The following is a 10,547-nucleotide window of genomic DNA, read 5'->3' as shown; positions in this document are numbered from 1 at the left end:
GTTGTTTTTATCGAAAACTACTTTTTAAATCGGTATAAATAAGTGTTAATATCATGAGCTAAGGATAAGCCTCTATTTGGGGCAATTACCAAAGGAATAAAGCAATAAATACTTGGAATGATTATGCCTAAGCTTGTTTCACTCAATAATCGTGTACATAAAGATATAAAAATAGATACCAATAAAATTGAAGTTATTGGTTCTAGTGAAAGAATGATTCCTGTTGTTTTAAGCGAATTCCTTAAGTTGTGTGTTCAATATCCTATTGTATTTACCAAAGATGCAGATACAGGAAAGTTTGTCTGTGTTGTGTTACTTGGCTTCGAACAAAGTGAGAATTTATTTTGGCTGAAGAACCAGTGGGATGGCATTTATGTGCCACTTAATATTACTAGGCAGCCTTTTTTTATTGGTAAAGAAGACTTAGATAAAGAGCAAGCAGTAATATGTATCGATATAAATAGCCCCTGTATTTCCACCGATAATGGAGAATCATTGTTTGATGCGCAAGGCCAAGATACTGCCTATTTAGGTAGTGCTAAATCTATGCTTGCCCAGCTGATAGAAGGTGAAAAGCAAAATTTTAATTTTATCAATACTTTGCTTAATCTTGATTTGATTATGCCGCTAGCCCTAGACATTACTTTTGCTGACGATAAAACCCAGAGAGTGCAGGGTATTTATACTATCGATGAGGAAAAGTTAGACCAACTTAGCAAAGATGAGATGCTAGTGCTACATCAACAAAAATATTTAAAACCAATTTACACAATGGTATCTAGCCTTGGGCATATTTATTCGCTTATTCAGCGAAAAAATACTAGCCTAATGGCACAGTAGCTATATAGTTATGGTATCTGAAAAAAACCTGCATTATAAGGTATTAGAATGTGGGGATGAAAAGAACAAGGTCATCGTAATTGATAATTTTCATCCCGATGCTGAGACTATTTTTAAAAAAGCTCAAACATCCCCTCATTTTACTGCTCAAGCAGAAGATTTTTACCCTGGAAAGCGTAAGCCGGTTGAGCAGCAGTATGTTCTTTATCTTATTAAGACATTAGAGCAGCTGCTAAAAAAAACTTATAATATTGAAAAAAATAAGATGTTAAGCGTTGGCTTGTGTGCATATTCCTTAACAACCAACACAGAACGTCAATTGCGTCCCATACAATGCATTCCCCATATAGACACCCACGATAAATATCAATTTGCGGCAGTACATTATCTTAGTTATAGAGCTTTTGGTGGAACCTCTTTTTATAAACACCGAAGCAGTGGCTTGGAAAGTATCGATAGTCAACATCTTAAAAACTACTTTGCACAGCTAAAAGTAGAGATTATGAAAGATACTCCGACAACTTATATTCACAGTGATACGTTTTTATTTCAGAAATTAATGGAAGTGGAATTTTTATTTAATCGTGTTGTAGTGTATCCCAGTAATATGTTGCATTCTGGAAATATTTATCCTAATAATTCACTCTCATCCGACCCTAGAAAAGGTAGATTAACGGTTAATGCTTTTCTTAACTTTTCCGATTTAAACTAAAACCCAATTAGCAGAGTTGCCAAGAGGTAGATGATATGCCAAAAGTTAAACTTTACGGTTATGCGACTAGTCCATATGTTCGTAAGACTGCGTGTTTCCTTCATTATAAAAAAATACCTTTTGAATATATCCCTGTTAACCCAATTAATCCTAAAGAGACGATTGGTTTTACTGGCAATACGCGTGTTCCCATACTTCAAATTGATGACGAGTGGCGGGTTGAGTCAAGTGAACATGCCCACTGGCTTGACGAGTTATTCCCTGAGTATACCCTTTGCCCAAATGAATATAAGCAAAAAATTATCGAAGTGGATACTTGGCTAAACCGTGTTTTCTTACCATCAATTTTTAGGAGCGTTATCGATGGTAAATTAAATTTAAATGCACGTATGCGTTATTGGCGTTTGGCTGCAATTGTTTCCTCACAAACACCTTTACCCGAAAAAATACGTCATCAATGGCCAGAGATATTAATGCAAGCAAGTTTTATCCAAAAAATGGGTGAAGATATGGATCTTACTGAAGACCCAAAGGATATGCAGATGAGAATCGGTATGGAGCTAGTTACACATATTGGTGATGGGCCGTTTATTGCTAGTATGGAGTGCCCGACAATGCTAGACTTTGCTGTATTCCCACAAGTTGTCTTTGGTGTTATGGCCGGTCTTGAAGATAAACTATTGGCTGCAATGCATCCTGTACTAAAAAATTGGATTAAAGCTGTGGCCAAACATTTACCCGAAAACCCTATACTTATTCCTAACTATATGATTGTGAAAACAGTGGATCAAGCGATATATGAAATATAATTTTTGTTCTCTATCTGTCAAGAATTTTTTACCTTGGTAAATAGTAGCTTAATTTTTCAGTTAAAAATTAATTTCATCACATAATAGTATTATTAAATATAAAAAAATTATTTATTAGCATTTAAAAAATGAGTGGCTCTCCATTTTTTTAAGTAAAATTTAATACCTAGTCTATAATAATTTGGTTAAAATGATGCCAATAAATTTCATGGTTTAATTTATTAATATTAAAAAATTAAGAAATAAATATGGGTGAACTAAAATCACTGGGCAAAGCGTATTATCAAAATTTCTTCACCTTCAAGTACTTCTCTTTTATTAGAGAAATACCTAAAATTCCACCAATTTTCTCTGGATAAATCTCGATAAAATTTATCCCATGCTGATTGCTCTTTTTCAAGAATTTTAACTTCACATGAACTGGTTTTGCATTCAATAGATTTTAGTTTCATTGTATAAAAAAGCTCGTGACCATATAAATAATTTTTAATTTCTTCTTCTTTTTTAATGCTCCAAACAGGGTCAATATCTTGCTTGTCAAATTCATTAAGTTTAACTTTAATTTCGACAAAACTCTGTGCTGCTTCATCGTGGAAATCTTCTTTAATATCATCTTTTGTTTCATGTAAACTAGATTTATTTGAATCAACTAAATATTTATTTTCATTTAATTCGGGAATGTTAATATCTACTATAGTTAAAGAATTTTCCGTTGAATCAGGATGGCAATCATTTTCTTTTTGGTTAGCGGAAGTAATCGTGTTTGTGGAGTATGATTTTTTTTCTATTATTTCAAATGATATAGTATTATATAGAATAAAAGTAGAGAAAGAACCAATGAGTACCCCAAAGGTTAAACTTAAAATCAACTGAAATTTTGTATAATTCATTATTTTTTTAACCTCGATGATCCTATTTTTAAAAAGGGCGATATCCTTTCGCCACTTAAATTTTTTAAAATTAACTTATACGGTTAGTCACTGCATACTACTTCTTCGTAGCAATGTTCTCTACCAAAAGGATCCATCCAACACACTCGCTCTGTTACGCGGCAATCGCCACCTTGAATAGCTTCTATTTCCTCTATACTCAAATCTCTTATCTCTTCAGACATAAAATTTTCCTGATATATTTTGGTTTCTTAAAATTTATAATCACCACATACTATTTCTCTGTAACAGACTTCTGTCCCGTCAGGCTTTACAATACAATGAGAAATGATTTCTCTACACTCGTCGCCCCTTCCCAAAATACTATCAATTTCTTCAGGTGATAGATCTCTAACATCATCATTTTTTTTATTCATATGATTATCCTCATAGTGAGATTTAATTAAAATTAGATATGTTAATTTGCCTCTCAGCACTCATAACAGTTTCCATTCTATGGGCCACCAATACCTGTGTAATATTTAAATTGTTAAGGTTAGTGTTGACAATATTTTCATTGCCTACATCTAGATGGCTAGTAGCTTCATCCATGAATAGGATAGAAGGGTTTGAGTAAAGAGCCCTTGCTATTATAATTCTTTGCATTTGCCCTCCACTTAAACCTCCACCCATATCTCCTAGGTATGTATTATATCCTGCAGGCATCGAATCAATATCAATGTTGATAGATGATAACTTTGCACAATTTCTGATTTTAACTAAATCTGGGAGAGGATCGAAACCAGAAATATTTTCTGCGATAGTTCCACTAAATAATGAATCATTCTGAAGAACACCAGATATTTGTGAGCGGTAATTTCCGACTTCAGCTAAAGGCTTTCCATCTATGAGTATGGTGCCTTCGGTTGGTAAATATAATCCCATCAAACATTTTAAAAGTGTTGTTTTTCCACAACCACTCCCTCCAACAATAACAACTTTCTCACCTTGTTTGATAGTAAAATTTATATTCCTAAAAACAAAATTCTCGCTATCTCCGTACCTAAATGCGAGGTTTATAACTTCTATCTTCCCACTAATAATATATTCATTTCTTCTCTGAAATTTTGAAATGCAAGAAGTTTTATCATCATTATCATCACCAAAATATGACTTACTACCAGAAGTATTTATATCAGTTTTAGCACGAACTATATCAGATAGTCTGTTCATGTATACATTCAATGTGTTTAAGCTCATTATTTGACGCATTAATGACTTAACTGTATCGACATACTTTACCTTAAAACTAATAAACGCAATTAACATGCCTAGGCTGATAGAATTCTTAATTACCATCAAAGATCCTAGATATATTATAGTAATATTTTCTAAACCAAAAATTATTTGTCTAAGAAATTCAATTTTATTCTCTAGATGTGCACTTTCATACCTTTTATCGGTTTCTTGAGAAAAATAAGTCAGCCATTTATAATGTCTATTCTTTTCATTTTCTAGTATCTTAACTGATTCAATTAATCTGACGCTTTCAATAAAAGCTGTATGGCCTTTTGCGCCAAAGGATACCGCGTCTTCTAATAGTACCTTTTGTATTTTGAAGTTATTAAAATCTAAAACAACATAGAAAACGCTTACTGCAAACACTATAATTGATAATTTTACGCTATAAAAAAGCATGGCGATAATCGCAATTATAAGCATAATAGCATCTATGAACGAGCTGACCACTTCATTACTTAGATAATTTTTTAAATATCCTTGGGCTTCAAATTTTGTTATTACATCACCTAACCCTCGTCTAGAAAAATATAAAGTTGGAAGGCGAATCAAATGATAAAACAACCTCGAAGATGAATGGAATCCATATTTAAAAGAAAATAGATTTGTAATGTAACTTCGTGAATATGAAATAATAGATTGTATAATTATTAGAAAAATAAAACAGAGAAATAAAATTTCTAATAATTTTATATTATGACTCTGTATTACTTTGTCTATTATAGTCTGAATGTAAAAGGGAGTAGATAAAGAAATTAATTGAAGAAAAAAAGATAATAGAATTATATATAATATATTACGCTTAATACCTGAAAAATCTTTAAAAAATTTTTTAATATCTTTGTTTTCTTTTTTATCCTTCTTCTTGAAATTTTCAGTTGGCGTCACCTCTGCAGCTATTCCAAAGAAAAATTCGCTTAGGTTTTTATAAATAACGAACCTTTTCCCTATGGATGGGTCATGAATATAAATTCCGCTTTTATTTATAGATTTTAAAACTACAAAGTGATTCTTCTTCCAGTGAAGAATACATGGTAATGAAAGCTTATTTATACTTTTTATGTCAACTTTAACTGGCCTGGTTTTTATGTTAAGTTTGTTTGAGATATTTAAAAGATGAGAAAATCCACTTCCTCTTGAAGAAATATTAATGCTATCTCTGAGCTCGATTAAATCTACTTTTCTTCCATGATAATTTAATATCATAGCAATACATGCTAACAAGCATTCAGAGGCTTCGTTCTGCATGATTAACGGCAGTTTTTTTTTAATTGAATTTTCTAATCGGCCAAAAAAATACATAGATTCACCTCAAAATAAAATCCATGACATTAAAACTTTCAACGACATATAGGTTTACTCCTTTTTTATGGTCGCATGAGCGCAAAGAATTGTGAAATTCGTTAATGTTGTTCGCTAATCCTTCCTTCATGCTACCTTCTAACAATTCATAAAATATTTCATTATGGTAACCATACTTAACACTTTCTTTAAAATCTAGATGGAAAACTCTTTTTGTGGAATTTATGTTTTTATGATTTTCTTGACATCCATCTTCTGCTATTAACTTTCCTTTTATATTAAATTTTTGTAATGTGTTCTTTTGAGCATAAATTACAAGTGAAATTTGATTTATGCTTTTATTGGGTTTTAAAATATTTACAAAAAATTCTTTCTTAAATAATAATTCATAGTTTAAAATATAATAAAATATTAATATAAAAAATAATATTAAAAAAGCAAATAATATTGATGAGTTCGTGGTTGGGGAAAGATGTATTTTTCCTAAATTATTCGAAGAACATTTATCAATAACCTTTAAATTATAAAATTTATTTTTCACTAGAATAAATACTTCTCTTTTATTTTTATAGATTTAAACCTATTGATAAAACGTTTATATACACTTAGTTTTCCATTCTTTTTCCAAGCTAATAAACGAATACGCCGGCTGAATTTCTTAAGTTCATATGCTCTATCATGAAGTAGGAAAACGTCCAAAATTAAGCATATGTTACCTTCGTCGTATTCATACTCGTATATAGGATATATGTCATATTTTTCTAGCCTTATTAATGTTTCTCTAACTACACGGGCCCATATTATATATCCACATGGTTTTCCATAATGGTTTCTAATTATTTTGTAATTTCCGTTCCTCGCCGAAATGTAAATCCATCTTATTTTAGATGTATTAAAGTTAGTATGTATTCTAGATCTCAATTCACACATTATAGAGAATATTTCTGATACTGACTTGTTCATTTTTTAACCTCTCTCTATGTTGCAAAATGTTGACTTGATTTCATTTAGAAAGCTTATACAAGAAAATCCACAAACAACTACTTCACTATCATATTTTGATACGAAATAAAACATATCAGAAAAAAAATCAATAATTATTTTTTCACTTTTTTCAAATATATAAAGCACATAATTATCGGCTATAGCATCATAATCAATAGCAATTTTTTTTGTTTTTATTATTGTTGTCTTTGTACATTCATCTTCCCTAAAAATCCATTCCGTAGTGCTAATAAATTCTTCAATAAAACTTGAGTAAGAATGTCTATCAAATATTTTGTGCTCATATAATAATAGCTGTTTAATTATATTTTCTCTGTAATATATGGGTGTAAGAAGAGTTCTCCTATATAGGCGTATAATACAAGATTTTATAAAACAATTATAATTTTTAATTTTCGATATTGATTTTGAAAGGTTGACTGTTTTTTGAAAAGCTTGAATTTTACATCTATTAAATAGCAGATCTAAATATAATGTATTGATATAATGGAAGAGAGGGTCACAACTTATTGATATTTTTAAAGTGTTTCTTTTTGTTTTCTTATTTTCTATTAAATTTTTTACGATGTCAGAAAATAGTCTGTAATCAATATTTTCTTTCAAAATATTATAGCATTTTTTTGGCAATCCAATGGCAGTAATTAAATTAGCTCTAAAGTAAGCTTTGTATTGGCTCATATAGTAGCATTCAAGTATACTTTTATTGGAAAATAAATTGTTATATTTATCGTATTGATGAAGAACTTCGCCAGCAATATGTAAAATTGCATCTCTCTCATCGTTGAATGCATACATATTCTCGCGATTTTGATAATTAAAGCTATGACTAACAAATGTAGCTGTTGTCAGGTCTAACCATTTCCCTGAAATTTCTATATTGGAAGCATTAATAGCTCCATGATATATTCTATTAATAAATGAGAATGAAAATTGATCCGCACAAGAAGATAAAAAATTACCGATAAATTTAATATAATTTTTCCTTCCGCCCAATAATAAATTTATCTTTTGGTTTATAGTGCGAACACGATAGGTATCTTTAAACAGCCAAAGATAATCATCTCTTTGAGCTGTATAGCTTTGGTTTGGAATTAAGTGAGCAGGTCTTATAGAGCTACTCCTAACCAGTATGCAACCTTTTCCTCTAATGTTATTACGTTCGCCTTCGAATGTTGGCCTGAGTGCAGTTTTTTCGCCGGTAAAAATTATTCCAAAGCATGAAACTACGCCTCTTGGCATAATTTTTTCAAAAATTTTTGAGTATATAATTTCACACATAGCTTCAACTAAGCTAAACCCGCCATAAGAATGCCAAGTATCCTCTGCTCCAGATAATGGTGTCTTGCCTACTCCTTTTAAGTGGAAATTATCTAAATATCCACACCTAGCACTCCCCCCATTTCCGCCTAAGTCACTACCATATCGATCAGCATATAATTTTTTTTTATATTTGTTGTCAAATAAGTCGGCGCTTATAAAGTCGCTAGGAATACCAAAACTAAAATTTTCTAAAAACTCTTTATCATTGGCTAAGCTAGGATTTAATTTGCTTATTTGTTTTTTATCAATCCATACTGTTTTTGTGTTCTTAATTAGGCTTGTGTTAAAAGCAACTAAATTTTCTGGGAGTGTGTTAATATTTAATCTGTATTTGTCGGTCATTATTTATACTAGACACCTTTGAAAAAACATATATAAACTCTTTATAAAAATTATAACCGCCTATTTCTAAGCTATATTTCTCCTCTACATGACTCCTATGTATACTTTCTATTGTATTTACAATCGATCCATTAAAAAAAATACTGGATCTCTCTGTGCAATAATAGCACTTAATTTTTTTTGATAAAAAAATAGGAACAAAACTTCTGTCGCATTCGGAAAAGATCCAGTCGGCAGCAGATGAATAATTATTGATTAAATCTTGACACCAAAATAATTCAGGAGATTCATATAATTCTAAAATTTTATTAGTAATGTTACCCTTAAAAAAAGCGGGAGAATATATTATTTGCCTTAAAGATTTTATATATTTTTTTATGCAATAATTTTTATAAGAGGTTAGCTTGCCAAATTTTAAATAAGATATATTGAGTAATTTTAGGCCTGTTTCGTATATTTTATGTTTTGAATTAATCTGTAGTCCTTTTTTTTTAAGAAAGAAAGAGTCGATAATGAGTAGGAGGTTGGAATCAATATTTTTTCCGAGTGGAGGTTTGTCGCAAACACTTCTATCTCTATTTATTTCATTTAGGAGAATTTCTAAAATAAAATCTATATCTTCAAAGCTTGATAGAAATTTAGCCTCATTGATATTGAAACCAAAAACTCTTAAGCAGTGTAATTTTTTATAAGCTCGTAATTGATTTTTATAATAGTCAATCAGTATCGAGTTATCTAAATAACACCCGCTATATTTTGAGTAATTATAAATAAACTCATTGCTAATTGATATAATTGCACTTTCTTCATCGTAGAAAGATGGCATATTTGGTACTTGATAGTTTTTTCCCGATGGTAAAAATGTCGAGCCTGTTAAGTCTAACCATTTACCATCAAAAGATATATTTGATGAAGTTAAAGCAGAGTGTGCAATACGGAACAACCTTGAAAATGAGAATTGATTTGCGCAATTTTGCAAAAACTTACTAAAAAAAATTATGAAATCATCTACTTTAAGGAAAATATTACTGAGAAACCTATTGGAAACTCTAAGGCGGTAAATTTTGGAGCTAACCTCTAGACATCCTTTCAATTCACTAGGAACTTCATAATTTATTGGTGGCATGAAATGAGCAGGCCTTAGGCTTTTTTCCCTGACTATTATTGCCCCCTTTCCCCGAATATATTCATCTCCATTGAAGTTAGGCGTGTATGCCGTTTTCTTACCTGTATATATTAATCCCAAACACTCTATGGTTCCTATTGGCAGTATTTTGCTTAGTACCGTTGAGTTTATCACCTCACATACTGCTTCCAGAAGGCTCAAACCACCATAAGAGTGCCAAAGGTCGGTATGTTCTCCATATAGGTTATTTCTTCCTATACCTTTAATTTGAAACTCTTTTAAATTGCCGCATCTAACACCACCAGCATTCCCTCCGACTCCATAATATTCAGCACAAAGTGACACTTTTTTAGTTTTATTAAATATAATCGTATCAAATAAGTGATTATCTATGATGCCGAATGAAAATCGACTGGCAAAATCTAAATTATTTTGAAGAATTTTAGGATATTTTTTTCTTAGGCTATCATTGATCCAAAGCGTTTCGGTATTTTCCATTTTGTGTGCGAAAAACCGTTTTGTACTGCCTTGTATTTTGTCTATGCTTAATTTTTCCATAAATTTCATATAGCAATTATATATTGTCTAACTGGTCTATAATCATTGCTTAAATCTGTAAAGAAATCTATTTAAAATTTATATTTGGCGTAATAAATACGATTTCATAATAAATATTCATAACTAATTATATAAATGCTTTTCCTATTAGACCTCAATTTAAAAATTAGATGGTAAATCGAGGTGCGGAAATTATGTTATAACTAGAAAATGATCTAAGTTCCGGAAGGACATATATCTAGTAGTTAAATTGATAATATTTATGATTGTCCTGACATTTGTAATGAAACCATCTATGACTACCTGATCGAGTTTGGGGCGTTAGAATTTATTTAGTTAATAAATTTGAGCAGCTATGAAATGGA

General features: G+C 30.6%; 10 protein-coding genes. 3 read left to right on the top strand and 7 right to left on the bottom strand.

The window, feature by feature from the left end:
• The first annotated feature begins 123 nt into the window (after nt 1-123).
• The 3 genes from BVC89_RS22900 to BVC89_RS22890 are packed head-to-tail and all read left to right on the top strand — an operon-like array spanning nt 124 to nt 2,361.
• On the top strand, nt 124-840 hold the full coding sequence (locus BVC89_RS22900; protein WP_086934716.1) for a SapC family protein: 717 nt from the start codon (nt 124-126) through the stop codon (nt 838-840).
• 10 nt (nt 841-850) lie between these two features.
• A complete protein-coding gene (locus BVC89_RS22895) occupies nt 851-1,552 on the top strand; it encodes a DUF6445 family protein (protein WP_086933438.1) in 702 nt (233 codons plus the stop codon).
• Between the two features lie 35 nt (nt 1,553-1,587).
• Nucleotides 1,588-2,361: a glutathione S-transferase family protein gene (locus BVC89_RS22890; RefSeq protein WP_086933437.1), complete on the top strand. Its 774-nt coding sequence runs from the start codon at nt 1,588-1,590 to the stop codon at nt 2,359-2,361.
• Between the two features lie 263 nt (nt 2,362-2,624).
• On the opposite strand, the gene BVC89_RS22885 is transcribed toward BVC89_RS22890, so the two are convergent.
• The 7 genes from BVC89_RS22885 to BVC89_RS22860 all read right to left on the bottom strand — a co-directional run bounded on the left by BVC89_RS22885 (nt 2,625) and on the right by BVC89_RS22860 (nt 10,182).
• Nucleotides 2,625-3,251 (bottom strand): hypothetical protein, encoded by a 627-nt coding sequence (locus BVC89_RS22885; RefSeq protein ID WP_086933436.1) that lies wholly within the window; start codon nt 3,249-3,251, stop codon nt 2,625-2,627.
• A gap of 83 nt (nt 3,252-3,334) precedes the next feature.
• Entirely contained in the window at nt 3,335-3,475 is a 141-nt protein-coding gene (locus BVC89_RS29940; protein ID WP_158658080.1) for a hypothetical protein, read from the bottom strand.
• Between the two features lie 27 nt (nt 3,476-3,502).
• Entirely contained in the window at nt 3,503-3,667 is a 165-nt protein-coding gene (locus tag BVC89_RS29935; RefSeq protein WP_158658079.1) for a hypothetical protein, read from the bottom strand.
• A gap of 22 nt (nt 3,668-3,689) precedes the next feature.
• Entirely contained in the window at nt 3,690-5,831 is a 2,142-nt protein-coding gene (locus BVC89_RS22880) for a peptidase domain-containing ABC transporter (RefSeq protein WP_086933435.1), read from the bottom strand.
• 4 nt (nt 5,832-5,835) lie between these two features.
• On the bottom strand, nt 5,836-6,372 hold the full coding sequence (locus BVC89_RS22875; RefSeq protein WP_086933434.1) for a hypothetical protein: 537 nt from the start codon (nt 6,370-6,372) through the stop codon (nt 5,836-5,838).
• A gap of 425 nt (nt 6,373-6,797) precedes the next feature.
• Nucleotides 6,798-8,498, bottom strand: a complete 1,701-nt coding sequence (locus tag BVC89_RS22865) for a hypothetical protein (protein ID WP_086933432.1) — start codon at nt 8,496-8,498, stop codon at nt 6,798-6,800.
• Nucleotides 8,470-10,182 (bottom strand): hypothetical protein, encoded by a 1,713-nt coding sequence (locus BVC89_RS22860; RefSeq protein ID WP_103654300.1) that lies wholly within the window; start codon nt 10,180-10,182, stop codon nt 8,470-8,472. Before BVC89_RS22860 ends, BVC89_RS22865 begins: the two co-directional genes overlap by 29 nt.
• Between the last annotated feature and the right edge of the window lie 365 nt (nt 10,183-10,547).

Origin of the sequence: Agarilytica rhodophyticola (genome assembly GCF_002157225.2) — a bacterium.
Taxonomy (GTDB): Bacteria; Pseudomonadota; Gammaproteobacteria; order Pseudomonadales; family Cellvibrionaceae; genus Agarilytica; species Agarilytica rhodophyticola.
The sequence above is the reverse complement of the archived record's forward strand: the minus strand, read 5'-3'. Positions and strand labels throughout refer to the sequence as shown.

Bases quoted from the DNA above. Each gene is read 5' to 3' on its own strand.
- BVC89_RS22900 (WP_086934716.1), top strand. From the start codon at position 124: ATGCCTAAGCTTGTTTCACTCAATAATCGTGTACATAAAGATATAAAA.
- BVC89_RS22895 (WP_086933438.1), top strand. From the start codon at position 851: ATGGTATCTGAAAAAAACCTGCATTATAAGGTATTAGAATGTGGGGAT.
- BVC89_RS22890 (WP_086933437.1), top strand. From the start codon at position 1,588: ATGCCAAAAGTTAAACTTTACGGTTATGCGACTAGTCCATATGTTCGT.
- BVC89_RS22885 (WP_086933436.1), bottom strand. From the start codon at position 3,251: ATGAATTATACAAAATTTCAGTTGATTTTAAGTTTAACCTTTGGGGTA.
- BVC89_RS29940 (WP_158658080.1), bottom strand. From the start codon at position 3,475: ATGTCTGAAGAGATAAGAGATTTGAGTATAGAGGAAATAGAAGCTATT.
- BVC89_RS29935 (WP_158658079.1), bottom strand. From the start codon at position 3,667: ATGAATAAAAAAAATGATGATGTTAGAGATCTATCACCTGAAGAAATT.
- BVC89_RS22880 (WP_086933435.1), bottom strand. From the start codon at position 5,831: ATGTATTTTTTTGGCCGATTAGAAAATTCAATTAAAAAAAAACTGCCG.
- BVC89_RS22865 (WP_086933432.1), bottom strand. From the start codon at position 8,498: ATGACCGACAAATACAGATTAAATATTAACACACTCCCAGAAAATTTA.
- BVC89_RS22860 (WP_103654300.1), bottom strand. From the start codon at position 10,182: ATGGAAAAATTAAGCATAGACAAAATACAAGGCAGTACAAAACGGTTT.